The sequence below is a fragment of the Gemmobacter nanjingensis genome, from assembly GCF_014652195.1.
Taxonomy (GTDB): Bacteria; Pseudomonadota; Alphaproteobacteria; order Rhodobacterales; family Rhodobacteraceae; genus Gemmobacter; species Gemmobacter caeni.
Genome location: NZ_BMYI01000001.1, coordinates 631,694 through 657,122 on the forward strand (window position 1 = coordinate 631,694; position 25,429 = coordinate 657,122).

Genomic DNA, 25,429 nt, shown 5'->3' on the forward strand with positions numbered 1-25,429 from the left:
TCAGCCTTTCATCACGTTGGCGTCTTCGACGTCGATGGTGCCGCGCGTGCGGAAGAAGCTCACCAGGATCGCAAGGCCGATGGCCGCCTCGGCGGCGGCGACGGTCAGCACGAACATGGTGAAGACCTGCCCCACCAGATCGCCCAGGAAGCTGGAAAAGGCGACGAGGTTGATGTTGACCGACAGAAGCATCAGTTCGATCGACATCAGGATGACGATGACATTCTTCCGGTTGAGGAAGATGCCGAAGATGCCAATGACGAACAGCGCCGCCGCCACCGTCAGGTAATGTTCAAGTCCTACCATTCTCGTCCCTCCGGGTGTGTGCCCGTAATTGTTCCGCTTGCGGGACAGACCCGCGATCAGGGCGCATCATTGTGCGCCCCTCTGAATTGTCAGAGCCCCTGCCCCGGCTTCACGTCCTTCAGCTCCATCGCCTTGGCCGGGTCGCGCCACATCTGGTGCAGCACGTTCTGGCGCTTCACGTCCTTGCGGTGGCGCAGCGTCAGGGTGATGGCGCCGATCATGGCAACCAGCAGCACGAGGCCCGAGGCCTGGAAGAGGTAGATGTATTTGTCGTAGATCAGCAGACCCAGCGCCTTGGTGTTCTGCACATCCTCGATGGCCGGGGCCACCGCCTGACGCAGACCCAGCGCGCCCTCGGCCTGGGTCCAGGCCGCATAGGCCATACCGAATTGCAAGATGATGATGACCCCGATCAGCAGCGCCAGCGGCATGGTGCGCGCCATCTCGCCCTTCAGTTCCGCGAAATCGACGTCCAGCATCATCACGACGAAAAGGAACAGCACCGCCACCGCGCCGACGTAGACGATGATCAGCAGCATGGCCACAAACTCCGCCCCCAGCAGGACGAACAGCCCCGCCGACGACAGGAAGGTCAGGATCAGCCACAGAACCGAATGCACGGGGTTGCGCGATACGGTGACCATGAGGCCCGCCGCCACCGTCACCACGGCGAAGCAATAGAAGGCAATATCCGCAACGCTCATGCGTTCTTCTCCTCGGTTTCCGCAAAAACCACCTGAGCCATCTCAAGCGCCTTCTGCATGGCGGGCAGCCCGCCGAACATGCTCATCTGCCAGATCACTTCCGCGATCTCGCGTTTGGTCGCGCCCGCCTCCAGCGCATGCCGGATCGTCAGCTTCAGCTGCGCCTCGGCATGGGCGCCCAGAACGGTCAGCGCGGCGATGGTGACCAGAAGCCGGGTCTTGGCATCCAGCCCCTCGCGGTTGAACGTGCGGCCGAACCACATCTCCATCATGTCCTTGGTCATGGTGGGGATGAAATTCTCGAACCCTTTCACCGACATGTTTTCCAAGGACGGGTTGAAGGCACGGACCATCTCCTGCCCCTGCTCCATCATCGTCTTGAAAAGTTTGGTGAAATCATCGTTCATGGGGATTACCGATAGGGCGCGTCGATTTCGAGATTGCGGGCAATCTCGGCTTCCCAGCGGGCGCCGTTGTCCAGAAGCTTTGCCTTGTCGTAGTAAAGCTCCTCGCGGGTCTCGGTCGAGAATTCGAAATTCGGCCCCTCGACGATGGCATCCACCGGGCAGGCTTCCTGACAGAAGCCGCAGTAGATGCATTTCGTCATGTCGATGTCATAGCGCGTGGTGCGGCGGCTGCCATCTTCGCGTGGTTCCGCGTCGATGGTGATGGCCTGCGCGGGGCAAATCGCCTCGCACAGCTTGCAGGCGATGCAGCGTTCCTCGCCGTTCGGATACCGGCGCAGCGCGTGCTCGCCCCGGAAGCGCGGCGACAGCGGCCCCTTTTCATGCGGGTAGTTCAGCGTCGATTTCGGCGCGAAGAAATACCGCAGGCCCAGACCGAAGCCCTTGATGAAATCCACCAGCAGGAAATATTTCGCTGCCCGGTTGAAGTCGATTGCGCGCGTTTCGCCCATCTCAGCCCCCGATGGTCCAGCGTGCCCAGAGGCCGCCCAGAACTTCGTATTTTGCAAGGAATGCCACGATCACCACCCAGGCGAGCGACAGCGGCAGGAAGACTTTCCAGCCAATCCGCATCAGCTGGTCATAGCGGTAGCGCGGCACAATGGCCTTCACCATGGCGAACATGAAGAAGAAGAAGGCCATCTTGGCGACCATCCACAGCGCGCCATCCGGCAGGCCCGGAATGGGCGACAGCCAGCCGCCGAAGAACAGCAGCGAAATCAGCGCGCACATCAGGAAGATGGCGATATATTCGCCCGCCATGAACAGAAGGAACGGCGTTGCCGAATATTCCACCTGATAGCCGGCCACCAGTTCGGATTCCGCTTCGGGCAGATCGAAGGGCGGGCGGTTGGTTTCGGCCAGCGCCGAGATGAAGAACAGCGCCACCATCGGCAGATGCGGCAGCCAGTACCAGCCGAACAGGCCCCAGCCGGTATCCTGCGCCCGCACGATGTCACCGAAGTTCATCGAGCCGGTCGAGATGATGATGCCGATGATGATCAGACCCAGCGACACTTCGTAGGAAATCATCTGCGCGGCCGACCGCAGCGAGCCGAGGAACGGGTATTTGGAGTTCGAGGCCCAGCCGCCCATGATCACGCCATAAACCTCCAGCGAGGAAATGGCGAAGACATAAAGGATGGCCACGTTGATGTCCGACAGCACCCAGCCATCCGAGAACGGCACCACCGCCCAGGCGATCATCGCCAGAACGAAGGACAGCATCGGCGCAAGGAAGAACACCGGACGGTCGGCACCGGCGGGCACCACGACCTCTTTCACCACATATTTCAGGGCGTCGGCCACCGATTGCAGCAGGCCGAAGGCGCCCACCACGTTCGGGCCCCGCCGCATCTGGACGGCCGCCCAGATCTTGCGGTCGCCATAGACGAGGAACAACAAGGAGATCATCACGAAGGCGATGACCAGAAGACATTGCGCCGCGATCAGCAGTGCTGTCCCCAGACCTGTTTGCAGAAATTCAGCCATTTGCCTCTGGTCCCTCAGCCCAAGTCTTTTTCATACCGTCGGTATCCCCTGCGCGCCGCAATCGCGCACCGTTACCTCGGCGTCGATCGTCCGCAACCCGCGGGGCAGCGCGGCCGAGATCACATAGACCGCATCGCCGCGCCAGTTGTTTCCATCCTGTGCCACCGTGGTGCGCACATGCCGCGCGAACCCGAAACCCCGGATCAGCGCATATTGGGCCGCCGCGCAGCGCGCATAGGCCTCGACATCCCCGTCATTCCGCGCGCCGGTCATGGCGACACGGAAATTGACCAGATCCCCGTCAAGCAGGATCGTCTCGATCCGCTCATACCGGGCCGAACGCGGCGCCGCGTCGCTGTCGCCCGCGCAGCCCGACAGCACCGCCGCGGCGGTCGTCAGGCCAAGCAGTGAGGCGGCGGCGCGCATCCGGTTATTCCGCCGCCAGCGGCGCGTCGGTGCGCGCGGCAGCCATCGCCTGCAACTCGCCCATCAGGCTCGATGCACGGGCAATCGGGTTGGTCAGGTAGTAATCCTTCACCACCAGACCGAAAGGCGCATTCCCCAGCGCCGCACGCGGCAGAGCCGCGCCTTCGTTGCTGGCCAGTTCGTCGATCCGGCCCAGATGCGGATGGGCGGCCACGATGCGCGAGCGTAGCTCGGCCAAGCTGTCCCAACCCAGGGTCGAGCCGATCTCGGCCGACAGCGCCCGCAGGATCGCCCAGTTTTCCTTCGCCTCGCCCGGCGCAAACCCGGCCCGCATCGCCAGTTGCGGACGGCCTTCGGTGTTCACGAACAAGCCGTTTTCTTCCGTGTAGGCGGCGCCCGGCAGGATGATGTCGGCGCGATGCGCCCCGCGATCCCCATGGCTGCCCTGATAGATCACGAAGGCACCGGCCTCGATCTCCACCTCATCGGCGCCAAGGTTATAGATCACCTCGGCCCCTTCGGTCGCGCCTTTCAGCCCGCCCTCGGTGGTGCAGCCCACATCCATCGCGCCCACGCGGGCAGCGGCGGTATGCAGGACCAGCAGCTTCGCGCCGGTGGTGGCGCAATAGGCCTGCGCCTCGGCCAGAACGGCGGCGCCATCGGCCTCAACCAGCGCGCCCTGCCCGACGATCACCAGAGCGGGCTTGTCGGAGGCCGAAGCCTTGCCCACCAGCGCGGTCAGCGCGTTCCGGTCGGTGCCGAGATGCGCGTAATCATAGGTCAGATCGACCGCGCGGCCGATCAGCGCCACATCGGCACCCCGCGCCCAGGCCTTGCGGATCCGGGCGTTCAGAACAGGCGCCTCGTTGCGCGGGTCGGTGCCGATCAGCAGGATCGTTTGCGCCGCGTCGATATCCTCGATGGCGGCAGTGCCGACATAAGCCGCGCGGTTGCCTGCCGGAAGTTTCGCGCCATCGGTGCGGCATTCAACCGCGCCGCCCAGCGTTTCCACGAGCGTTTTCAGGCTGTAAGCAGCCTCGACCGGCACCAGATCACCCACGATGCCGGTAACCTTGCGGCCCTTCATGGCAGCAGCGGCAGCGGCCAGCGCCTCGCCCCAGCTTGCCTTCCGCAGGCGGCCGTTTTCCCGGATGTAGGGCGTATCAAGCCGCTGGCGGCGCAGGCCGTCCCAGATGAAGCGGCTCTTGTCAGCCAGCCATTCCTCGTTCACGCCGTCATGGTTGCGCGGGATGATGCGCATCACCTCGCGCCCCTTGGTATCGACGCGGATATTCGACCCCAGCGCATCCATCACGTCGATGCTTTCGGTCTTGGTCAGTTCCCACGGACGGGCGGTGAAGGCATAGGGCTTCGAGGTCAGCGCGCCGACCGGGCAAAGGTCGATGATATTGCCCTGAAGGTTCGAGGCCAGCGTTTCATTCAGATAGCTGGTGATCTCGCTGTCCTCGCCCCGGCCGGTCTGGCCCATCTGGGTGATGCCCGCGACTTCAGTGGTGAAGCGGACGCAGCGGGTGCAGGAGATGCAGCGCGTCATCTCGGTCTTGACCAGCGGGCCAAGGTTCAGGTTCTCAGAGGCACGTTTCGGCTCGCGGTAGCGGCTGAAATCCACACCATAGGCCATGGCCTGATCTTGCAGGTCGCATTCGCCGCCCTGATCACAGATCGGGCAGTCGAGCGGATGGTTGATGAGCAGGAACTCCATCACCCCCTCGCGGGCCTTCTTCACCATGGGCGAGTTGGTCTTGACGACCGGCGGCTCGCCATTCGGGCCGGGGCGCAGGTCGCGCACCTGCATGGCGCAGGAGGCGGCGGGCTTCGGCGGGCCGCCGACAACCTCAACCAGGCACATCCGGCAGTTGCCCGCGATGGACAGACGCTCGTGGTAGCAGAAGCGCGGAATTTCGATCCCCGCGACCTCGGCCGCCTGAATGATCGTCATCGCGGCGTCAACCTCGACTTCGATACCGTCGATGATGATTTTCTTGAGGTTGCTCACGTCAGATCTCCACTTGATCACGGGAGTTATTGAGAACAGGCCATTTCAGCATGGCCAGTATGGCAAGCGGTGCGATGCAGCCAAGAAGCAGAAAGATATTTCGCGCGATCTGGACCGCGATGAAGCTGCCGGGGGGGGCCACAATGAACAGCACCCAGAGGGGGGGCGACAGATCATCGTTCATGGCCTGATCGACCATGGTTTCCATGATCAACGGAAATACCAAACCACCCAATACCATCGACACCGGCGAAACGAGAGCCAAGCCGAGTAGCGCACCACGAACACCGGCACGGCGCAGAAGCAGGAATGTCAGAGCCGGGTTTATCACCAGAAAGGCAAAAGCAATCACCGCTGGATAGAGGTGCATCAGGGCATGCTGAAAGCTCATGCACAGCCCCCCTCGAATTCCCATGCGCCAGCGGCATACCCCCCCACAGCCTGCGGCTGGAAGCGGCCTCCGGCCTGCGTGCAGGCCATCGCCGCCACGTCCTTGGCGCGCTTGCCCTGATCCATGCCGAAGGGCGCCACGCGCACCATCGCACCGGAAACCGGCTGCGCGCCCGCGCGCGTCAGCACCTTGCCTGCCCGGCCCGCACTGACCTGCGCCTGATATTCCGCCCCCTCCTGCATCACCGCATAGGTGCCCCCCTTCACGGAGGCCCCCTGCGGCGCGGGCGCAGCGACGCAGGCCGAAAGGCCCGCTGCCATGCCCGAAAGGAGGATGGGGGTCAGGTTCATCCGCACAGCCCCTTCCAGAAACCAGCATCCCCTTGGCACGTCCCAAGGAAGACCCATTCCTCGTCGGTATGCGCCAGCGCCTTGACCGGCATAGCGCGTCCATTCAGATACGGGCAAATCGTCAGGTCAGCCGCCAAGGTGGCGGAAGGTGCCGCCTGCTTTTCAGACCACAGATCCTTCGGGCGCACATGCATGACAAAACTGCGGTTGGCTGCGTCATGCTCCGACAGGGTGATGATACCCTTCGGCCCGGCCCCTTTTGCATCAAGCTCAAGCCGCCCGAGGTCGACCTGACGGCCGCCGCAATCCACCAGCCATTGCTCCGCCATGGCGGGACAGGCCGCAAGCAGCCCTGCCGTCATCGCAATGTAATGGGTGAATACGCGGTTCATCAGGCTCACTCCGCCGCCATCGCGCCCATGCGACCGGTCTTCTTGGCCTTGATGCGGTCCTCGATTTCCTCGCGGTAATGCCGGATCAGGCCCTGGATCGGCCAGGCCGCCGCGTCGCCAAGGGCGCAGATCGTGTGGCCTTCCACCTGTTTGGTCACGCTCAGCAGCATGTCGATTTCCTCGACCTCGGCCTCGCCGCGCACCAGACGGTCCATCACGCGCATCATCCAGCCGGTGCCTTCGCGGCAGGGCGTGCACTGGCCGCAGCTTTCATGCTTGAAGAACTTCGCCAGACGCCAGATTGCCTTCACGATGTCGGTATTCTGATCCATCACGATCATGCAGGCAGTCCCGAACGACGATTGCAGCGCGCGCATCCCGTCGTAATCCATGATCGCGTCTTCGCATTTGTCGGCCGGGATCACCGGGCAGGAAGCCCCGCCGGGGATGACGGCCTTCAGGTTCTTCCAGCCGCCGCGCACGCCGCCGCCATGCTTCTCGATCAGTTCGCGCATCGGGATCGACATGGTTTCTTCGATCACGCAGGGCGTGTTCACATGGCCGGACATGGCAAACAGCTTCACGCCCGCATTGTTCGGGCGGCCGAAGCTGGCGAACCATGCGGCGCCCCGACGCAGAATGGTCGGCGCCACCGCGATGGATTCCACGTTGTTCACCGTGGTCGGGCAGCCATAGAGGCCCGAACCCGCAGGGAACGGCGGCTTCATCCGCGGCATGCCCTTCTTGCCTTCAAGGCTTTCCAGCAGCGCGGTTTCCTCGCCGCAGATATAGGCGCCCGCCCCGTGATGCAGGTAGACATCGAAATCATAGCCCGACTTGCAGGCGTTCTTGCCGATCAGACCCGCGTCGTAGCATTCGTCGATGGCGGCTTGCAGCGCCTCTTTCTCGCGGATGTATTCGCCCCGGATGTAGATATAGGCGGCAACCGCCCCCATCGCGAAACCGGCGACCAGACAGCCCTCGATCAGCGTATGCGGATCGTGGCGCATGATCTCGCGGTCCTTGCAGGTCGCGGGTTCGGATTCATCGGCGTTCACAACCAGATAGGACGGGCGGCCATCCGATTGCTTCGGCATGAAGGACCATTTCATGCCGGTCGGGAAGCCCGCGCCCCCCCGGCCACGCAGACCGGAGTCCTTCATGATCTGGATGATACCGTCACGGCCAAGCGCCAGCAGATCGGCGGTCTTGTCCCAGTGGCCGCGCGCCATGGCCCCTTTCAGGCTGCGGTCGTGCATCCCGTAGAGGTTGGTGAAGATCCGGTCCTGATCCTTCAGCATCTTGTGCCCTCAATTTCCCCGGTTGACGGCTTTGTGCCGCCGCCAGATCTGGTAAGTGACGACCAGCGCCCAGAAGAACGCGGCCAGTGCGGCGAGGTCGAACAGGAAGGCATAGCGGGCTTCCAGCCCCACCTGCCCGCCAACCCATTGCGCCCCCATCCACAACAGCATGGTCCCCGCGATCACGAAGGCAACCAGACGCGAGTCACGCGCCAGCCGCTTCTGTTCGGGGGTGGGGGTCGTCATCGCCAGCTCCTCAGTAATCGTTGGTCTTGGCGCGTTCGAGGAAGGCGTCCATCCCCTCGGTCACGATGATCTTCGCCTGATTGACCCATTTGTCGCGGGTCACACGCCCACGGAAGCCCTTCAGATTGCTGTCCATCCACGCGATTTCGGCTTCGCCCCATTGGGCGATCTGGTCAAAGTGGAAGATGCCAAGCTCATGGCACAGCTTTTCCAGCGCCGGTCCGATACCCTCGATCTTTTTCAGATCGTCAGCCTGGCCATCGCGCGCCGCCGTCAGGCCCTTCGGCTGCGTACCTTCCGGCGCCGCAGTCGTTTCAGGCTTGGCGGTCAGCACTTCGGCAGTGGCCTGGTCGATGCCACGCGCGGCGGGCGCCGGGGCTTCCTCGGTCACAGCCGGGGCTTCCGCCGCAGGCTTCTGACGCCAGGGTGTCAGGATCGGAACTTCGGTGCCGTCGATCCGCTTCACCGTATCGCCGACTTTCACTGCACGATCCACCGAGGCGTTATACTGCGTGCGACCGCTGTCATATTCCTTCAGCGAGGTCAGCCCGGTCGCCGGTTCCGACGAATAGCGCCCGGTTTGCGAACCCGGCACCGGCACCTCACCCTTCGAGAAGCGGGCGATCATCTCGCGCAGCTTCTCGGCGCTCAGATCCTCGTAATAGTCCTTGCCGATCTGCGCCATCGGCGCATTGGCGCAAGCCCCGAGGCATTCGACCTCTTCCCACGAGAACTTGCCATCCGCCGACAGCGTGTGCGGCGTCGGGGCGATCAGTTCCTTGCAGACCGCGATCAGTTCTTCCGCGCCGCAGATCATGCAGGACGTCGTGCCGCAAATCTGAATATTCGCAACAGTGCCAACGGGTTGAAGCTGGAACATGAAGTAGAAGGTCGCCACTTCCAGCGCCCGGATATGCGCCATGCCCAGCAGGTCGGCCACATATTCGATGGCCGCGCGGGTCAGCCAGCCCTCCTGTTCCTGCGCGCGGAACAGCAGCGGGATGATGGCGCTGGCCTGACGGCCCTCGGGGTATTTGGAAATCTGCCCCTGTGCCCATTCCATGTTGGCGGGCGTGAAAGCAAAGGAAGCAGGCTGTTCTTTATGCAGACGGCGGAGCATTAGCGGTCGATCTCCCCGAACACGACATCCATCGTGCCGATGATGGCGGCCACATCGGCAAGCTGATGGCCCTTGGCGATGTAGTCCATGGATTGCAGGTGCGGATAGCCCGGCGCGCGCAGCTTGGCGCGGTAAGGCTTGTTGGTGCCATCGGCCACCAGATACACACCGAATTCGCCCTTCGGCGCTTCGACGGCGGCATAGACCTCGCCCGCCGGGACGTGGAAACCTTCGGTGTAAAGCTTGAAGTGATGGATCAGGCTTTCCATCGAGGTCTTCATGTCACCACGCTTCGGCGGGGTCAGCTTGCCGCGCGCCAGAACGTCGGTCTTCGCTGCCGGTTCGCGCAGCTTGGCGATGGCCTGACGCATGATCTTCACGCTTTCGCGCATCTCTGCCATCCGGCAGAGATAGCGGTCATAGCAATCGCCGTTTTTGCCGACCGGGATCAGGAAGTCGAATTCGTCATAGCACTCATAGGGCTGCGCCCGCCGCAGATCCCAGGCGAGGCCCGAGCCGCGCACCATGACGCCGGAATAGCCCCAGTTCAGAATATCTTCCTCGCTCACCACACCGATATCGGCATTGCGCTGCTTGAAGATACGGTTCTCGGTCAGCAGACCGTCAATATCATCCAGAACCTTCGGGAAAGTCTCGGTCCAGGCTTCGATATCGTCGATGAGCGCGGGCGGCAGATCCTGATGGACACCACCGGGGCGGAAATAGGCGGCGTGCAGACGCGCGCCGCAGGCGCGTTCATAGAACACCATCAGCTTCTCGCGCTCTTCAAAGCCCCAGAGCGGCGGGGTCAGCGCCCCCACGTCCATCGCCTGCGTGGTGACGTTCAGCAGGTGGTTCAGGATGCGGCCGATTTCCGAATAAAGCACGCGGATCAGCGAGGCGCGACGCGGCACCACGGTGCCGGTCAGCTTTTCGATGGCCATGCACCAAGCATGTTCCTGGTTCATCGGCGCGACATAGTCCAGCCGGTCAAGATAGGGCAGGTTTTGCAGATAGGTCCGGCTTTCCATCAGCTTTTCGGTGCCACGGTGCAGCAGGCCGATATGCGGGTCGCAGCGTTCCACGATCTCGCCGTCCAGCTCCAGCACCAGGCGCAACACGCCGTGCGCCGCGGGGTGCTGCGGGCCGAAGTTGATGTTGAAGTTGCGGATCTTCTGTTCGCCCGTCAGCGCGTCGTCGAATTGTCCGTCCATCGTCTCACCTCATATCGACACGAGGGGCGCAGGCACCGCCGCACCCCTGACGCGCTCAGGCCTTTTTCTCGTCGCCGGGCAGCACATGTTGCGCGCCCTCCCACGGGCTCAGGAAATCGAACTGGCGATATTCCTGCACCAGCTTCACCGGCTCGTAGACCACGCGCTTCTGCGCCTCGTCATAGCGGACCTCGGTATAGCCGGTGGTCGGGAAATCCTTGCGCAGCGGATGACCGCGGAAGCCGTAATCGGTCAGGATGCGGCGCAGATCCGGGTGACCCGAGAACAGGATGCCGAACATGTCGAACACTTCGCGTTCAAACCAGTTGGCGGAAGGGTGGACCGACACGATGGACGGCACCATCTCGTCTTCGCGCACCGCCGCTTTCACGCGGATGCGCTGGTTCTGGTACATCGACAGGAAGTGATAGACCACATCGAAACGCGCCGGGCGTTCGGGATGGTCCACCGCCGTGATATCCACCAGCGTGGAGAAGCGGCAGGCACTGTCGGACTTCAGAAAGTCGATGAAGGAAACCAGTTGTGCCGCCGTCACCTCGACCGTCAGTTCGCCGAAGGCGATGGAGGCGCCGATCACGGCTTGCGGGCGCTTGAGCTGGATATGCTCGGCCAGTTGCGTCAGAGCTTCGGACATCTTCCCCTCCTCAGCGGACCAGCGTGCCGGTGCGGCGGATTTTCCGTTGCAGGGCAAGGATGCCATACATCAGCGCCTCTGCCGTGGGCGGGCAACCGGGGACGTAGATGTCCACCGGAACCACACGGTCGCAGCCGCGCACCACTGAATAGCTGTAATGATAGTAGCCGCCGCCATTGGCACAGCTGCCCATCGAGATCACATAGCGCGGCTCGGGCATCTGGTCATAGACCTTGCGCAGCGCCGGGGCCATCTTGTTGGTCAGCGTGCCCGCAACGATCATCACATCGGACTGGCGCGGCGAGGCACGCGGGGCAAAGCCATAACGTTCCACGTCATAGCGCGGCATGGCGGTGTGCATCATCTCGACCGCGCAGCAGGCCAGACCAAAGGTCATCCAGTGCAGCGAGCCGGTGCGCGCCCAGTTGATGATGTCCTCGGTGGTGGTGAGCAGAAAGCCCTTGTCCTGCAAGTCGCGGTTCATCGCGACCATGCCGGCATCGCGGTCGTTCGCCGCCTGGTTCGCGCTGGTGCTCACGCCCATTCCAAGGCCCCCTTCTTCCATTCATAGGCAAAGCCGACGGTCAGAACGCCCAGGAAGACCATCATCGACCAGAAGCCCACCATGCTCATGTCCCCGAAGGCAACCGCCCAGGGGAAGAGGAAGGCCACTTCAAGATCGAAGATGATGAACAGGATCGACACGAGATAGAACCGCACGTCGAACTTCATCCGGGCGTCGTCGAAGGCGTTGAAACCGCATTCATAGGCCGACACTTTTTCGGGGTCGGGGTTCCTGACCGCAAGGATCACGGCGGCGAGGATCAGCACGAGGCCAAGACCGACGGCAAGAACCAGAAAGATGATAATGGGAAGGTATTCTCGGAGAAGTCCGTCCACGAGTGGCTCCTTCGGCTGGCGGCATAGGGCACAGGACGCCCGGCGCGCGCGGATCGTTGCTGCGACCCGTTTACTCCTGCCCTCACGCGCGGTCAACCAAAGGCGGAACGAAAAACCTGAGGCCGGAGCGTGATTTCATTGATTGTATGCCACCGCATACCGCGATTATTCCGCAGCGCGGCATCGCGCGGGGAAATGCCCTCGCGGAAAGCCCGGTCAAAGGCTTTCCCAACGGAATCTCTCGGACTAGCCGCGACTCGCCCAGGCGGGCGGGCGTTTTCCGAAGAAGGCGGCGATGCCCTCAGCGGCCTCCGGGCTTTCCCAGCGGCGGATCAGCAGATCGGCCGTGTCGGAAATAAGCGCCTCATCTACCTGCGGCCCAAGCCGCGCCACCAGCGCCTTGGCATCCGCCACCGCACCGGGCGCACAGGCGAGGATCGGCGCCACCTCGGCCTCTACCGCCGCATCCAGTTCGTCCGGGGAAACCACGGCATGCAACAGACCGATGCGATGCGCCTCGGCACTGTCGAACAGCCGCGCCGCCATGAAATGCCGCCGCGCCGCCGCCGCGCCGATCCGCGCCACGACGTAGGGCGAGATCGTCGCCGGGATCAGACCAAGCTTCGTTTCCGTCAACCCGAAGCGTGCGCCGCCGACCCCGATGCACAGATCACAGACCGACATCATGCCGATACCGCCCCCGAAGGCCTGCCCCTGCACCCGCCCGATCAGAGGCTTCGGCAGGGTATCGAGCGCGTTCAGCATCCGCGCCAGCGCCAGCGCGCCCTCGCGCCGCATCACGGGCCCGCCGTCGATCTGTGCCCGCATCCAGGACAGATCGCCCCCGGCACAGAAGCTGGCCCCTTCCGCGGCCAGAACCACGGCCCGCACCGAAGCGTCCCCGCCCAGCCGCGCCGCTGCCTCGGTCAGTTCGGCAATCATGGTCGCCGACAGCGTATTGTGCTTCTCAGGCCGGTTCAGCACCAGCCGCGCGACGCCGCGCGTATCCTGTGCGATGGTGATGGTCTCGAACATATCCGTCCCTCCGTGCCGCAAATTTCTTGCAAAGAAATTTGCAAATCTTTTGGTCAAAAGATTTGCGCCTGCCCCCTCAGGCCGCGCGCAAATCCGGCGGCTTCGTCCAGCACCACCGGGTCAAGCCCGGTGTCGAAACCCAGCGTTTCCAGACGCGCCGCCACCGCCTCGGTCGCGACATTGCCCGCCGCACCCGGCGCGTAGGGGCAACCGCCCAGGCCCCCGACCGCTGCGTCGAACACGCGCAGGCCCAGCGCCAGCGAAGCCTCGATATTCTCCAGCGCCCTGCCCTGAGTGTCGTGGTAATGCCCGGCGAGCCTTTCGGCGGGCAGTTCCACCAGCACAGCCTCCAGCATGGCGCGGATGGTGTCGGGCGTGCCATGACCGATCGTGTCGCCGAGGCTGATTTCATAGCATCCCATGTCGCGCAAAGCGGCAGCGACCTTGGCCACCTGAGCGGGCGGGGTCGGTCCGTCGAAGGGGCAATCGGTGACAACCGAGACATAGCCGCGCAGCGGGATGCCATCGGTGCGCGCCGCTTCGGCCACAGGCGCGAAGCGATCAAGGCTTTCGGCGATGGTGCAGTTGAGATTGGCCCTGGAGAACCCCTCCGAGGCCGAGGCAAAGATTGCCACCTCGCTGGCGCGGGCGGCGCGGGCGGCCTCGTATCCTTTCAGGTTCGGCGTCAGTGCGGCGTAGCTGACGCCCGGCGCACGGGAGATCCCCGCCAGCACATCGGCGGCATCGGCCATCTGCGGCACCCATTTCGGGCTGACGAAACTGGTTACCTCGATCCGGCGGAAGCCTGCGCGCGACAGCATGTCCACCAGCCGGATCTTGTCTGCCGCCGGGATCAGGCGCTTTTCATTCTGCAACCCGTCACGCGGGCCCATTTCGAAGATTTCGGCGCGGTCGCTTGACATCGGTTCAGCCCTCGGGGAGTTCATAGAAGTCGCGGGTATAAAGGACATCCTCCCCCGACCGTTCCAGCGCGCGGGCATAGGCCGGACGTTTTGCGATCCGCGCGGCATAGGCGGCAAGATTGGCAAAGCCGTCGGGCCTGACGAAGCGGAAACAGGCGGTGACGTTGAAGGCCATCATCAGATCGGCACCGCTGAAGCCCTTGTCCAGCAGCCAGTCACGCCCCGCCAGCGCCGCCTCCTGCGCCTGCATGGTCTTGACCAGACGCCGGGTTTCCAGCTGCATCATGGCAGGGGAACGGGCCGAAGCCGGGCGCAGGAAGATATGCTGGATGTTCAGCGATTGCAGGATATTGGCCTGCGTTTCGGCGAAATGCACCCATTCCAGAAAGCGCGCGCGCTCTGCCGTGCCGGGGGCCACACCAAGGCCTGCCTCGGGAAAGCGTTCGCACAGATATTCGATGATGGCGCCGCTTTCAAAGATCGCCTGACCGTCAATCTCCAGCGCGGGCACGCGCCCTGCGGGTGACAGCGCCATAAGTTCCGGGCGGCGGGTGGAGCCGTCGTCGAGCCGGTAGCTCACCAGATCGTAGTCAAGGCCAAGCTCCTCCAGCGCCCACAGGACACGCATCGACCGCGAGCCGGGACAGTGATGCAGCCGGATCATGCCGCCACCTCGGCGGTTTCGGCCTCCAGCAGGATCAGCGCCGCCCCCGCCTCGACCTGGGTGCCGGGGGTGACCAGCACTTCGGCCACCACGCCATCGCGGGCGGCGGTCAGCGTATGTTCCATCTTCATCGCTTCCAGAATGGCCAGCCGGTCGCCCGCAGCGACGGCCTGTCCGGGGGCCACGAAGACCGCCTTTACCAGACCGGGCATCGGCGACAGCGTGGCATTCCCCGCCGCGCCGCCACTGGCCTCACGCGCCAGCGGATCGACCGGAGCAAAGCTGTGGCAGGCACCTTTGTCGAAGACATGGATCAGGCCGCCCGCCTGCACCACCGGCAGCGCGGGCGGGACGAGACATTCCCCCTCGACCGTGATGCGCGGGCCTTCGGCGTCGAGGGTCAGCAACCCTTCGGTGACCTCATCCCCTTGCCGCACCGCCAGACGCCGCGCCAGCGGCGCCCAGAGTGTAAAGCCCAGCGCAGGGCGTGCGGTCAGTCCGGCACTGGCCAGGAGCGCCGCCGCACGCACGCCTGCCGAAGGCGCGGGGTCGGAGACCAGCGCGTCCAGATCCCGCTCGATCAGCCCTGTGTCGACATCGCCCGCCGCGAAACCCGGATGCCGGGCCAGCGCGCCAAGGAAACCAAGGTTCGTCACCGTGCCCGCGACCTGCGTTTCCGCCAGGGCGCGGGACAGTTTTTGCAAGGCAACTTCGCGGGTCGGGCCATGCACGATCACCTTGGCGATCATCGGGTCATACCACGGGCTGATCGTATCGCCCGTCCGCACGCCGGTATCGGCACGCGCGCCCTCGGGGAAGGCGAGATGGGCCAGTGTGCCGGTGGCGGGCAGGAAGCCCGCGGGCACATCCTCGGCGTAAAGCCGGGCCTCGAAGGCATGACCCTTGATGGCAAGCTGATCCTGCCGCACCGGCAGCGCCTCACCCGCCGCCACGCGGATCTGCCATTCCACCAGATCGACGCCGGTGATCGCCTCGGTCACCGGATGTTCGACCTGAAGGCGGGTATTCATCTCCATGAACCAGAAACGGTCTGCGCGCAGGCCATCGGAGGCATCGACAATGAATTCGATGGTGCCCGCGCCCTTGTAGCCAATGGCACGCGCGGCGCGCACGGCGGCCTCACCCATGGCCGCGCGCATTTCGGCGGGCATTCCGGGGGCCGGGGCTTCCTCGATCACCTTCTGATGGCGGCGCTGCAAGGAGCAGTCGCGTTCGAACAGATGCACCGCATCACTGCCATCCCCGAACACCTGAACCTCGATATGGCGGGGCTTTTCGACATATTTCTCGATCAGCACGGCATCATTGCCGAAGGCGGTGGCGGCCTCGCCCTTCGCACTGTCCAGCGCGGCAGCGAAATCTTCGGCACGGGTGACCTTGCGCATGCCCTTGCCGCCGCCCCCTGCCACGGCCTTGATGAGCACCGGCCAGCCAATCGCCTCGGCCGCACCAGCCAGATGTTCGGGATCCTGATTGTCGCCGTGATAGCCGGGCACAACCGGCACACCGGCCTCGGACATCAGGCGCTTGGCGGCGTCCTTCAACCCCATGGCGCGGATGGCTTTCGCGGAAGGGCCGATGAAGGTGAGGCCCGCAGCTTCCACCGCATCGACGAAATCGGGGTTTTCCGACAGGAAGCCGTAACCGGGATGGATGGCCTGCGCGCCGGTCGCCTGCGCGGCGGCGATGATCGCATCGCCGCGCAGATAGCTGTCACGCGGGGCCGGGCCGCCGATGGCCACAGATTCGTCCGCCAGCGCGACATGGCGGGCATGGGCATCAGCCTCGGAATAGACCGCCACAGTAGCAAGGCCCATGCGCCGGGCGGTGGCGATGATGCGGCAGGCAATCTCGCCGCGATTGGCGATCAGGATTTTCTGGAACATGTCAGACCTCCGGCGCGGGGTGATCGGGGGTGGACGGGGGGCTGTCTGCCCCCCGCGGGGCCTCTGGCCCCTCCTCCCGAGGATATTTGTGAACAGATGAGAACGAGAGGCGCTGCGCGGCATCGGCCGTGAGACGGGCGAGGATATCGGCGGCGGGGGCAATGTCATGGATCAGCCCCACCGCCTCGCCCGCGACGGGCGAGCCATTGGTGGCATCGCCTTGCGTCTGGGCCGCGGCCCAGTCGGCGCGGGCATTGGCGGCGCCGGGCGCGCGCAGGGCTTGCGGATCGGCATGCCACCTGTCGGTGAAGGAGGAGCGCAGGACGCGGATGTCGAAAGGCGCGGGCCAGTCGAAGCCGCGCACCGCATCCACCGTGCGGGTGCGCAGGGTGGCATCGCCGTCGGCTGCGATTGCAGCGGCATGAAAGCCCGGCGGCACCAGCGCCTCGGTCGCGGCCCAGAAGCGGCTGCCGATCAGGGCGCCATCGGCCCCGAGCGTCAGGCTGGCGGCAAGGCCGCGCCCGTCAGCGATACCACCTGCGGCCAGCAGCAGTGTCCCGGGCGCGCGTACAGCGATGAGGTCGGCGAGTTCCGGCACCAGCGTAAAGGTGCCACGCGACTGGCCATGGCCACCCGCCTCAGCGCCCTGTGCAACGACCGTGCTGGCCCCGGCATCCAGCGCAGCGCGGGCGTGATCGAGTGTCTGGCACTGGCAGATCAGCGGCACACCTGCCGCATGAATCGCGGCGGCGAAGGGCGCAGGATCTCCAAAGGACAGCATGACCGCGCGCGGGCCGCGGTGAAGGCATTCGGCCAGCAGCGCGGGCGTCAACCGCCAGGTGATGAAGCCGATGCCGATGGGGGCGCGTTTGGCCAGCGCCCATTCTCGGGCGATCCAGTCGGCATCGCCATAGCCGCCGCCCAACAGGCCCAGCCCCCCGGCTTGCGCCACGGCAGCAGCAAGCCGCCCGCCCGTGGTCCCTGCCATCGGGGCCAGAGCGACCGGATGGCGCAGGGCAAAGGCGCGGGTGAAGCGGGTGTCGATCAGGGTCTCAGCCATTTGGCACCTCCGCTTGCGGCAATCCGGGCGCACCAGTCGATGCGCTGCGCCCCGTCATAAGCAACAGCCAGCCCCTCGGCGATCATACGGTCGGCGATATCCTCCCCCCCCGGAAGCCGCAGGCGGATCAGGCGGCGGCCATATTTGTCGGTGCCAAGATCGGTCATCGCAGGGGTCGCGGCGCGCAGCAGCACGCGCAGCCGGTCGGTTGCTCGGGCGCCCAGCGTGGCCTCGGCGGCACAGCCGGGTTCGTGCGTTTCCGGCGCATCATAGCCCGCAAGCCGGGCCCGGTCGCGCCTGTTGCCGCAGATCAGCTCGACCGTATCGCCGTCATAGATATAGCCTGTCTTGCAGCCGACGAGACCGCCCGGCGCCTCGCGCGTCACCGGCTTCTGCGCCTCGCTGGACCGCGCAGCAACCGGCGCATAGCGATGCGCGGCGGACCACAAGACCAGCAGCGTGACGAAGATATAGGCGACAAGTTCTGGATTGAGGCGCATCGGATCACTTTGCAGGGGCTTTGCCCTGTCATGCGCGACCCGGCGGCGCGGGGCAAGCGCCGCACCGCCGGTCCGGCCAGGGGGGAGCGCCCGCATCGCCATCACATCCGGAACACGCCGAAGCGCGTGGGTTCCACCGGCGCGTTCAGCGCGGCGGAAAGCGAGAGGAACAGTACCTCGCGGGTGCGACGCGGGTCGATGATCCCATCGTCCCACAACCGGGCGGAGGCATAAAGCGGGTGGCTCTGCCGGTCGAACATCTCGATGGTGGGGCGCTTGAACTCGGCTTCTTCCTCGGCCGTCCAGGCGCCGCCTGCGCGTTCGATCCCGTCGCGCTTCACGGTGGCCAGCACACCCGCCGCCTGTTCGCCGCCCATAACCGAGATGCGCGAGTTCGGCCAGGTCCAGAGGAAACGCGGCTGATAGGCGCGGCCTGCCATGCCGTAGTTCCCGGCCCCGAACGAACCGCCCACCAGCATGGTGATCTTGGGCACATTGGTGGTGGCGACCGCCGTCACCATCTTGGCACCGTGGCGGGCAATGCCCTCGCTCTCATACTTCCGGCCGACCATGAAGCCCGTGATGTTTTGCAGGAAGACCAGCGGGATATTCCGCTGGCTGCACAGCTCCACGAAATGTGCGGCCTTCTGCGCCGCCTCGGAAAACAGCACGCCGTTATTGGCGACGATGCCGACCGGGCAGCCCATCACATGCGCAAAGCCGGTGACGATGGTTTCGCCGAAACGCGGCTTGAATTCATCGAAGCGCGAGCCGTCCACCACGCGGGCGATGACCTCGCGGATGTCATAGGGCGTGCGCAGATCGCCCGGCACCACGCCAAGAATTTCCTCGGGGTCATAGGCCGGAGCCTCGACCGACTGCCATTGCACCGTGGCGGGTTTCGCGCGGTTCAGGTGGCTGACGGCACGACGGGCCAGCGCGAGAGCATGGGCATCATCCTCGGCCAGATAATCCGCCACCCCCGACAGCCGCGTATGCACATCGCCGCCGCCCAGATCCTCGGCGCTGACCACCTCGCCCGTCGCGGCCTTCACCAGCGGCGGACCGGCGAGGAAGATCGTGCCCTGTTCCTTCACGATGATCGTCACATCCGACATCGCGGGGACATAGGCGCCGCCTGCGGTGCAGGAACCCATCACCACCGCAATTTGCGGAATACCCTTCGCGCTCATCCGCGCCTGATTGTAAAAGATGCGCCCGAAATGGTCGCGGTCAGGGAAAACCTCGTCCTGGTTCGGCAGGTTGGCACCGCCACTGTCGACAAGGTAGACGCAGGGCAGATTGCATTCCTCGGCAATCTCCTGCGCGCGCAGATGCTTCTTGACCGTCATCGGGTAATAGGTGCCGCCCTTCACGGTGGCGTCGTTGCAGACGACCATCACCTCCTGCCCGTGGATGCGACCGATCCCGGCGATCACGCCCGCACAGGGCGCGGCACCATCATACAGCCCGTGCGCCGCCGTTGCGCCGATCTCAAGAAAAGGCGAGCCTGGGTCCAGCAGATCCGCCACCCTTTCACGCGGCGGCAGCTTGCCCCGCGCGACATGGCGCGCCATCGCCTTCTCGCCGCCGCCAGCCGCCGCAAGGGCCGCCGCTCCGGCCACGGTTTCCAGCATGCCAAGATGCGCGGCACGATTGGCCTTGAAGGCATCAGAGCCGGTAAGGATGCGCGAGGTCAGTTTCATGTCGGTCAGTCCTGCTGGTGGTTCTGGACAGAAGGGGCAGCGGTATGCGCGGCCTGGGCAAAGCTATATGCAAGATTCATCTTGAACCCATATATTTCAGTGACTTGCATGAAAAAATGTCGCACCCTGAACCTTTGCGAAATTGATCCACGTCAAGGTTTCCGGCGCCCCCGAAGGTGCAGGTTCGCCCGGTAAACAACCTGTGAGACCTGCGATGAAAACGCTTGCCTATGCCCTTCTGGCCACCGCCGCGCTGACGGCCCCCGCCCTTGCCCAATCGGCGGGCGACATGACGCTCGGCCTCGGGATCGGCTATGTCGCGCCGAAAAGCAACAACGGCACGCTGGCCGGGGCCCCCGCCGATGTCGGGGACGATGCGCGCCCGACCATCACCTTCGAATATTTCGTCCGCGACAATATCGGCATCGAACTGCTGGGCGCCCTGCCCTTCAAGCACAAGGTGAACGTGGGTGGGGCCTATGCGGGCAATACCAAACACCTTCCGCCCACCATCACGGTGAACTGGCACATCCCGACCAGCGGCCCGATCACGCCCTTCGTGGGCCTTGGCCTGAACTACACGACCTTCTTCGAGGAAAGCTCGCCCCTCGGTGACCTGAAGATCGACGACAGCTTCGGCCTCGCCGCCCATGTCGGCATGGATTACGCGCTGAACGACAAGGCCGCGCTGCGGATGGACCTGCGGTATATCGACATTGATGCCGATGTGAAGCTGAACGGCACCAAGATCGGCAAGGTTAATATCGACCCGGTGGTGGCCGGTATTTCCTACATCATGAAGTTCTGATCCCTTTACGGGACGGAAAGGTGCGGAGGGGTGCGGGTTCTGCCCGCGCCCCTTTTCCATAGCACCAGTTTCCCCTGAACTGGTCATCCCTGCGCCATCAGCTCGCGGCCGATCAGCATGCGCCGGATTTCCGAGGTGCCCGCACCAATCTCCATCAGCTTGGCATCGCGGAACAACCGGCTGACCACACTGTCATTCAGAAAGCCAGCCCCGCCCAGCGCCTGCACCGCCTGATGCGCCTGCACCATGGCCTGTTCGCTGGCATAAAGCACGCAGCCCGCTGCATCGGCACGGGTGATCTCGCCCCGATCACAGGCGCGGCCCGCCTCGTAGACATAGGCGCGGGCCGAGTTCATCGCGACATACATATCGGCGATCTTGGCCTGCATGAGCTGGAAATTCCCGATGGGCTGGCCGAACTGATGGCGTTCCTTTGCATAGGGAAGCACCTCGTCCAGACAGGCCGCCATGATGCCGGTGCCGATGCCCGACAGCACCACGCGCTCGAAATCGAGGCCGGACATGAGGACGCGCACGCCCTTGCCCTCCTGCCCCAAAACATTCTCGAACGGCACCTCGCAATTCTCGAAGATCAGCTCGCCGGTGTTCGACCCGCGCATCCCCAGCTTGTCGAAATGAACAGAGGTCGAGAACCCCTTGAAACCGCGCTCGATGATGAAGGCGGTGATGCCCTTCGGCCCCGCCTCGGGATCGGTCTTGGCGTAAACGATCAGCGTATCGGCGTCGGGGCCATTGGTGATCCAGTATTTGCTGCCGTTCAGGACGTAATAGCCATTCCGCTTTTCCGCCCGCAGCTTCATCGACACCACATCCGACCCGGCACCTGGCTCGCTCATCGCCAGCGCGCCAACCTTTTCACCGGACACGAGGCCCGGCAGGTATTTCGCCTTCTGCTCGGGCGAGCCGTTCAGCTTCATCTGGTTGACGCACAGATTGGAATGCGCACCATAAGACAGGCTGACCGAGGCCGAAGCACGGGCAATTTCCTCGGTCGCGATCACATGTGCCAGATAACCCATACCGGAACCGCCATATTCCTCGGACACGGTGATGCCCAGCAGACCCAGCTCCCCCATCTCGCGCCAAAGCTCGGCCGGGAACACATTGTCTCGGTCCACCTGCGCGGCGATCGGCTTCACCCGCTCCTGCGCCCAGCGATGCACCATGTCCCGCAGCGCGGCGATATCCTCGCCCAGATCAAAGCGCATCGGCGATGTGAACATGGTTCCCTCCCAAGAAATGAACACATGTTCAATTAAGGCCGGTTTCCGAGTCGCGTCAAGCATTTCCTTCGGAACGCCGCGTCACCCTTGCGGGTTATTCCACAGCCCCCCAAATTCTGACCGTCAGGAAAAGGAGCCCCCCATGCGCCTGCCCACCACCGTCACCGCCCTCTGCCTGTCCCTCACCACCCTGCCCGCAACTGCCGATGTGGTCGGGAAGGTCAGTGTCGACTGGGTCGGCAATGACATCATCGTCGAGGCGATCCCCGATCCCAAAGTGCAGGGCGTCACCTGCCATCTGGCCTATTTCGACCGCTCGCTGATCGACCGGCTGAGCCAGGGCAACTGGTTCGAAGACCCCAGCTATTCGGCCGTCGACTGTACCCGGACCGGCCCGATCACCATGGGCGACATCGACAAGGGCCGCGATGGCGAGGCGGTGTTCAGCGAAGGACGATCGCTGATCTTCAAATCGCTGAAACTGACCCGGATCTACGACGCGAAGAACAATGCCCTGATCTACCTCGCCCATGCCAGCGAGGTGACGCAGGGGTCCGGCAAGATGTCCCTGTCGGTAGTCCCGCTGCCCTGAGGCAGGGGGCTGTCTGCCCCCTCTTGAGCCTGCGGCTCAATTCACCCCCGAGGATATTTCCCGACAGAAAATGCCTGGAACGCTCCGCCCCTATTTTCTGTCCGAAAATATCCTGCGGGGGAGGCTCCGAAGGAGCCGTGGGGGCGCAAAGCCCCCGGCGACAGATCAATCTGCGCGGGGTGTCAGGTCAGGGGCGCTGGTGTCGCCCTGGAACACTGCCGAAACCTCCGCCCGGATGATACGCGCGATCTGGGCGCAATCCTCAAGGCTGAAGGTCAGCGGCAGGCGCATGTCGATGATCCCGTGCAGGATGCGGTCGGTCGCGGGCATCGGGGCGCTGGGTGCGTAGGTCCAGCTGTCATAGCGGCTGGTGAACGCGACGGGTTCAGGGGCGCCAAACCACTTCAGTTCCACCCCCCGCGCGCCACAGCGGGCGATCACGGCGCGGATCGCCTCCGGCGTCCAGTCGAGCAGCAGGAACTGGAAGGAGGAGGCGACAAAACCCTCCGCCGCAGGGCGCTGAATCCGGGTCAGGCCGGGCGTTTCGGCCAACCCCGCCTCGACCGCCCGGTAGCGCTCGTTCCAGCGCGCGCACTGGCGCGGCAGATCGGCCAGTTGCGGCCGCAGGATCGCCGCGCGCAGATTGTCCATCCGGCCCGAGATGTTGGGCGTCGTCAGCCGCAGGTCGGCAAAGGCCTCGGCTGGTGGCGCGGCGCGGTGGCGATTGTAAAGCATGTAGCTGCCGGACAGCAGCACCGTCCGTGCCATCAGCGCCGGGTCGTCAGAGATGATCAGCCCGCCCTCGCCCGAATTCATGTGCTTGTAGGTCTGGGTCGAGAAGCAGCCCATCGCTCCCCAGCGCCCGGTCAACTGCCCGTCCCACGTCGCGCCCATCGTATGTGCGCAATCCTCGATCACGGTGATGCCGCGCGCGTCGCACAGGCGCATCAGCGCCCCCATGTCGCAGATATGGCCACGCATATGGCTGAGCATCAGCACCCGGGCACCCTCTGCCTTGGCCGCAAGATCGTCGAGGTCGATCACCAGCCCCTCCGTGACGCCCACGAAAACCGGCACCGCACCCACCGAGGCGATCGCCCCCGGCACCGGGGCCAGCGTGAACGCATTGGTCAGCACTCTGTCACCGGGTTGCACCCCCATGGCCCGCAAAGCGGTTGCCAGCGCGTAGCCGCCCGAAGCGACGGCAAGGCAATAGCGCGCGCCGGTGGCGGCGGCGAATTCCTCCTCCAGCAGGGCGGCCTCGGCGATCTCGTCCGGGGCGGTGTTATAGCGGTGTAGGCGGCCCGACTGCATCACCCGCAGCGCCGCGGCGATGGCGGTGTCAGGGATCGGTTCCTGCTGGGTGAAGCTGCCGGTAAAGCGTTCCATCCCTGACCTCTGCACCCGCGCCACGCGACTGTCAACGGCAGCACTGGCCCCCGGCCTGACTGGTGCGGCATGGCATAGAGAAGTTCTTGTGATGAAGATGAATGAGGCGATTCTCTTCACACGCATACGCAAGCGGGTTGGGAACAGCGCCCGACCAAGCGCAGCCCCCGCTCCGTCGCGAGAGCTGAGGTTCAATCCAGCATCGACACGCCCAGACCTTTCGGCCTCGCCATCAGGCGTGGTTTCATTTGTATCAGGTAGTTAAGTGAAATATGGCGTCAGAAGCCCCCGAAAACAAGGAAGCCTTAAACGCCGAACCTGGACCCTTTGTCGATCCGGGCGTCAGGCGGCAAAATATTGAATTTCAGGCATGCCAGTTCTGCTTGCGACACCTTTCAATGGCACATGACCCCTGCCCGGTCAGTGGTCGCGCAGGAAGGCTTCCTCTTCCGCGCTGACGTCGATGCCCATGGCCTCCAGCCCCGCCTCAAGGTTTTCCGCCAAATGCGGCATGCCCATCAGATACTTGTCCGTGGGCACCGCGCGTTCGCGGTAGGCTGTGGCCAGCGCCTCGGCGTAATCGCCAGCCTCGTAGACCCCACGCCCGACCCAGGCGATCGCCACAAGATGCGCCTGCTCATCCTCGTTCAGCGCGCGGATGAAGGCGTGCAACTCGCGGTCGCCCATATCGCCCTCACGGGACTGATAGATCACATGCACCACCTTGGCCGGGCTAATCTCGATCATGGGAACCTCCTGTTGCGTCATGCTGCGCCCGTGTCCGGGCGAATGCAAGTGGCAGCATGGCCACCCTGGCACCGGCCCGCGATGTGCTGCCGAATTTCCAAACTTTCACCCGAGAGGGGGCTGGAAATGGCCCGCACGAATAATCACCTTTGCAGCGTGCCACTGATGGACCCTCATGCAGCTTTTCCACACCCTTCATACCGAAGCCGATTACCTTCTGTCCCGCCTGACCGGACGCAAGGCCCGGGCCCGGCGCGCAGCCTTCGAGGCTTTCGAAACTGCCCTGTCCCGGCTTGGGCCCGGTACACTGGCGATTGATCTTGGCGCAAATGTCGGGGTCTACACGGAACGGCTGGCCGAAACCGGGGCGGATGTCATCGCCTTCGAACCTGATCCGCATGCCTTCTCACTGTTGCAGGCGCGGGTCGGAACCCGCCCGAATGTGCGGCTGATCCCTGCTGCGGCCGGTGTGGCGGATGGAAGGATCAACCTTTATCGCCGCACGGATTTCGACGCCGCGCCTGACCGGCGCACCAGTTCCTCCTCCATCTTTTCCGACAAGCACAAGATGGACCCTGGCCGCCCGCATGAGGTGGAGATGATCGGCTTTCCTCGCTTCCTCGCCGGTCTGAACCGCGAGGTTGCGGTGCTGAAAATCGACATCGAGGGGGCGGAAGTGCCGCTGATCGAGGCGCTGCTGCAATGCCCGGATTTCGCGCGCGTGGATCAGGTCTTCATCGAATCGCATGAACGGGTGGTGCGCGCGCTCGCGGCCCGCACCCGTGCCCTGAAGGCCCGGACCCACAACCTGACGCGACCGAGGGTGAACTGGGACTGGCATTGACCGCGCAGGCCATGGACGGCGACGGCCCGAGCC

Annotated in this window: 30 protein-coding genes; 3 read left to right on the forward strand and 27 right to left on the reverse strand. The window is 64.4% G+C overall.

All coding sequences use genetic code 11. The features are described from left to right. The 24 genes from nuoK to IE126_RS03360 all read right to left on the reverse strand — a co-directional run bounded on the left by nuoK (position 1) and on the right by IE126_RS03360 (position 19,772). Positions 1–306, reverse strand: a complete 306-nt coding sequence (nuoK, locus tag IE126_RS03245; RefSeq protein ID WP_054302297.1) for an NADH-quinone oxidoreductase subunit NuoK — start codon at positions 304–306, stop codon at positions 1–3. An 89-nt stretch (positions 307–395) separates the two neighbouring features. Beyond that, complete coding sequence (locus tag IE126_RS03250; protein WP_108128217.1) at positions 396–1,010, reverse strand: NADH-quinone oxidoreductase subunit J; 615 nt, start codon at positions 1,008–1,010, stop codon at positions 396–398. Continuing rightward, on the reverse strand, positions 1,007–1,417 hold the full coding sequence (locus tag IE126_RS03255) for a carboxymuconolactone decarboxylase family protein (protein ID WP_189380139.1): 411 nt from the start codon (positions 1,415–1,417) through the stop codon (positions 1,007–1,009). The genes IE126_RS03250 and IE126_RS03255 overlap by 4 nt, the downstream gene beginning before the upstream one ends. A gap of 5 nt (positions 1,418–1,422) precedes the next feature. Next, positions 1,423–1,926 carry an NADH-quinone oxidoreductase subunit NuoI gene (gene nuoI / locus IE126_RS03260; RefSeq protein WP_054302300.1) on the reverse strand — a complete coding sequence of 168 codons (504 nt, stop codon included), beginning with the start codon at positions 1,924–1,926 and terminating at the stop codon, positions 1,423–1,425. Between the two features lies 1 nt (position 1,927). Next, the gene (nuoH, locus tag IE126_RS03265) at positions 1,928–2,965 is read right to left on the reverse strand and encodes an NADH-quinone oxidoreductase subunit NuoH (protein WP_054302301.1); all 1,038 of its coding nucleotides are present in this window, start codon (positions 2,963–2,965) and stop codon (positions 1,928–1,930) included. Positions 2,966–2,995: 30 nt separating this feature from the next. Next, positions 2,996–3,391 carry a hypothetical protein gene (locus IE126_RS03270; RefSeq protein WP_189380140.1) on the reverse strand — a complete coding sequence of 132 codons (396 nt, stop codon included), beginning with the start codon at positions 3,389–3,391 and terminating at the stop codon, positions 2,996–2,998. Between the two features lie 4 nt (positions 3,392–3,395). After that, complete coding sequence (gene nuoG / locus IE126_RS03275) at positions 3,396–5,408, reverse strand: NADH-quinone oxidoreductase subunit NuoG (protein ID WP_189380141.1); 2,013 nt, start codon at positions 5,406–5,408, stop codon at positions 3,396–3,398. 1 nt (position 5,409) lies between these two features. After that, positions 5,410–5,799, reverse strand: a complete 390-nt coding sequence (locus IE126_RS03280; protein WP_189380142.1) for a hypothetical protein — start codon at positions 5,797–5,799, stop codon at positions 5,410–5,412. Continuing rightward, on the reverse strand, positions 5,796–6,149 hold the full coding sequence (locus IE126_RS03285; protein WP_189380143.1) for a hypothetical protein: 354 nt from the start codon (positions 6,147–6,149) through the stop codon (positions 5,796–5,798). The genes IE126_RS03280 and IE126_RS03285 overlap by 4 nt, the downstream gene beginning before the upstream one ends. Further along, complete coding sequence (locus tag IE126_RS03290) at positions 6,146–6,541, reverse strand: hypothetical protein (RefSeq protein ID WP_189380144.1); 396 nt, start codon at positions 6,539–6,541, stop codon at positions 6,146–6,148. Before IE126_RS03290 ends, IE126_RS03285 begins: the two co-directional genes overlap by 4 nt. 5 nt (positions 6,542–6,546) lie before the next feature. Continuing rightward, positions 6,547–7,842, reverse strand: a complete 1,296-nt coding sequence (gene nuoF / locus IE126_RS03295) for an NADH-quinone oxidoreductase subunit NuoF (protein WP_119133276.1) — start codon at positions 7,840–7,842, stop codon at positions 6,547–6,549. Between the two features lie 9 nt (positions 7,843–7,851). Continuing rightward, positions 7,852–8,088, reverse strand: coding sequence for a DUF5337 domain-containing protein (locus tag IE126_RS03300; RefSeq protein WP_054302308.1), 237 nt, complete (start codon positions 8,086–8,088; stop codon positions 7,852–7,854). A gap of 10 nt (positions 8,089–8,098) precedes the next feature. Continuing rightward, positions 8,099–9,208 (reverse strand): NADH-quinone oxidoreductase subunit NuoE, encoded by a 1,110-nt coding sequence (nuoE, locus tag IE126_RS03305; RefSeq protein ID WP_054302309.1) that lies wholly within the window; start codon positions 9,206–9,208, stop codon positions 8,099–8,101. Further along, entirely contained in the window at positions 9,208–10,422 is a 1,215-nt protein-coding gene (locus tag IE126_RS03310) for an NADH-quinone oxidoreductase subunit D (protein WP_054302310.1), read from the reverse strand. The genes nuoE and IE126_RS03310 overlap by 1 nt, the downstream gene beginning before the upstream one ends. A gap of 55 nt (positions 10,423–10,477) precedes the next feature. Continuing rightward, positions 10,478–11,077, reverse strand: a complete 600-nt coding sequence (locus IE126_RS03315) for an NADH-quinone oxidoreductase subunit C (RefSeq protein ID WP_189380145.1) — start codon at positions 11,075–11,077, stop codon at positions 10,478–10,480. Positions 11,078–11,087: 10 nt separating this feature from the next. Beyond that, a complete protein-coding gene (locus IE126_RS03320) occupies positions 11,088–11,621 on the reverse strand; it encodes a NuoB/complex I 20 kDa subunit family protein (protein ID WP_189380146.1) in 534 nt (177 codons plus the stop codon). Continuing rightward, the gene (locus tag IE126_RS03325) at positions 11,612–11,977 is read right to left on the reverse strand and encodes an NADH-quinone oxidoreductase subunit A (RefSeq protein WP_054302313.1); all 366 of its coding nucleotides are present in this window, start codon (positions 11,975–11,977) and stop codon (positions 11,612–11,614) included. The genes IE126_RS03320 and IE126_RS03325 overlap by 10 nt, the downstream gene beginning before the upstream one ends. Before the next feature lie 246 nt (positions 11,978–12,223). Further along, complete coding sequence (locus IE126_RS03330) at positions 12,224–13,012, reverse strand: crotonase/enoyl-CoA hydratase family protein (protein WP_108128210.1); 789 nt, start codon at positions 13,010–13,012, stop codon at positions 12,224–12,226. A gap of 53 nt (positions 13,013–13,065) precedes the next feature. Next, complete coding sequence (locus IE126_RS03335; protein ID WP_189380147.1) at positions 13,066–13,935, reverse strand: hydroxymethylglutaryl-CoA lyase; 870 nt, start codon at positions 13,933–13,935, stop codon at positions 13,066–13,068. Between the two features lie 4 nt (positions 13,936–13,939). Further along, positions 13,940–14,599 carry a glutathione S-transferase family protein gene (locus IE126_RS03340; RefSeq protein ID WP_189380148.1) on the reverse strand — a complete coding sequence of 220 codons (660 nt, stop codon included), beginning with the start codon at positions 14,597–14,599 and terminating at the stop codon, positions 13,940–13,942. After that, a complete protein-coding gene (locus tag IE126_RS03345; protein WP_189380149.1) occupies positions 14,596–16,506 on the reverse strand; it encodes an ATP-binding protein in 1,911 nt (636 codons plus the stop codon). The genes IE126_RS03340 and IE126_RS03345 overlap by 4 nt, the downstream gene beginning before the upstream one ends. Position 16,507: 1 nt before the next feature. Next, entirely contained in the window at positions 16,508–17,566 is a 1,059-nt protein-coding gene (locus tag IE126_RS03350) for an NAD(P)H-dependent flavin oxidoreductase (RefSeq protein ID WP_189380150.1), read from the reverse strand. Beyond that, a complete protein-coding gene (locus tag IE126_RS03355) occupies positions 17,551–18,162 on the reverse strand; it encodes a thermonuclease family protein (protein WP_189380151.1) in 612 nt (203 codons plus the stop codon). The genes IE126_RS03350 and IE126_RS03355 overlap by 16 nt, the downstream gene beginning before the upstream one ends. A 5-nt stretch (positions 18,163–18,167) precedes the next feature. Next, on the reverse strand, positions 18,168–19,772 hold the full coding sequence (locus IE126_RS03360) for a carboxyl transferase domain-containing protein (RefSeq protein WP_189380152.1): 1,605 nt from the start codon (positions 19,770–19,772) through the stop codon (positions 18,168–18,170). Positions 19,773–19,986: 214 nt separating this feature from the next. Between IE126_RS03360 and IE126_RS03365 the strand changes: the two genes are divergently transcribed. Next, complete coding sequence (locus IE126_RS03365; protein WP_189380153.1) at positions 19,987–20,580, forward strand: OmpW/AlkL family protein; 594 nt, start codon at positions 19,987–19,989, stop codon at positions 20,578–20,580. 83 nt (positions 20,581–20,663) lie between these two features. On the opposite strand, the gene IE126_RS03370 is transcribed toward IE126_RS03365, so the two are convergent. Next, on the reverse strand, positions 20,664–21,824 hold the full coding sequence (locus tag IE126_RS03370; protein ID WP_054302321.1) for an isovaleryl-CoA dehydrogenase: 1,161 nt from the start codon (positions 21,822–21,824) through the stop codon (positions 20,664–20,666). Between the two features lie 142 nt (positions 21,825–21,966). Here IE126_RS03370 and IE126_RS03375 point away from each other — a divergent pair, with 142 nt between their 5' ends. Beyond that, on the forward strand, positions 21,967–22,416 hold the full coding sequence (locus IE126_RS03375) for a CreA family protein (RefSeq protein WP_189380154.1): 450 nt from the start codon (positions 21,967–21,969) through the stop codon (positions 22,414–22,416). Between the two features lie 165 nt (positions 22,417–22,581). Here the strand turns inward: IE126_RS03375 and IE126_RS03380 are convergent, their stop codons facing one another. Both IE126_RS03380 and IE126_RS03385 read right to left on the reverse strand, forming a co-directional pair. Further along, the gene (locus tag IE126_RS03380; protein ID WP_189380155.1) at positions 22,582–23,805 is read right to left on the reverse strand and encodes a DegT/DnrJ/EryC1/StrS family aminotransferase; all 1,224 of its coding nucleotides are present in this window, start codon (positions 23,803–23,805) and stop codon (positions 22,582–22,584) included. 420 nt (positions 23,806–24,225) lie between these two features. Continuing rightward, on the reverse strand, positions 24,226–24,552 hold the full coding sequence (locus tag IE126_RS03385) for a DUF3775 domain-containing protein (RefSeq protein ID WP_108128200.1): 327 nt from the start codon (positions 24,550–24,552) through the stop codon (positions 24,226–24,228). Between the two features lie 175 nt (positions 24,553–24,727). Between IE126_RS03385 and IE126_RS03390 the strand changes: the two genes are divergently transcribed. After that, positions 24,728–25,396, forward strand: coding sequence for an FkbM family methyltransferase (locus tag IE126_RS03390; protein WP_189380156.1), 669 nt, complete (start codon positions 24,728–24,730; stop codon positions 25,394–25,396). Positions 25,397–25,429: the final 33 nt, after the last annotated feature.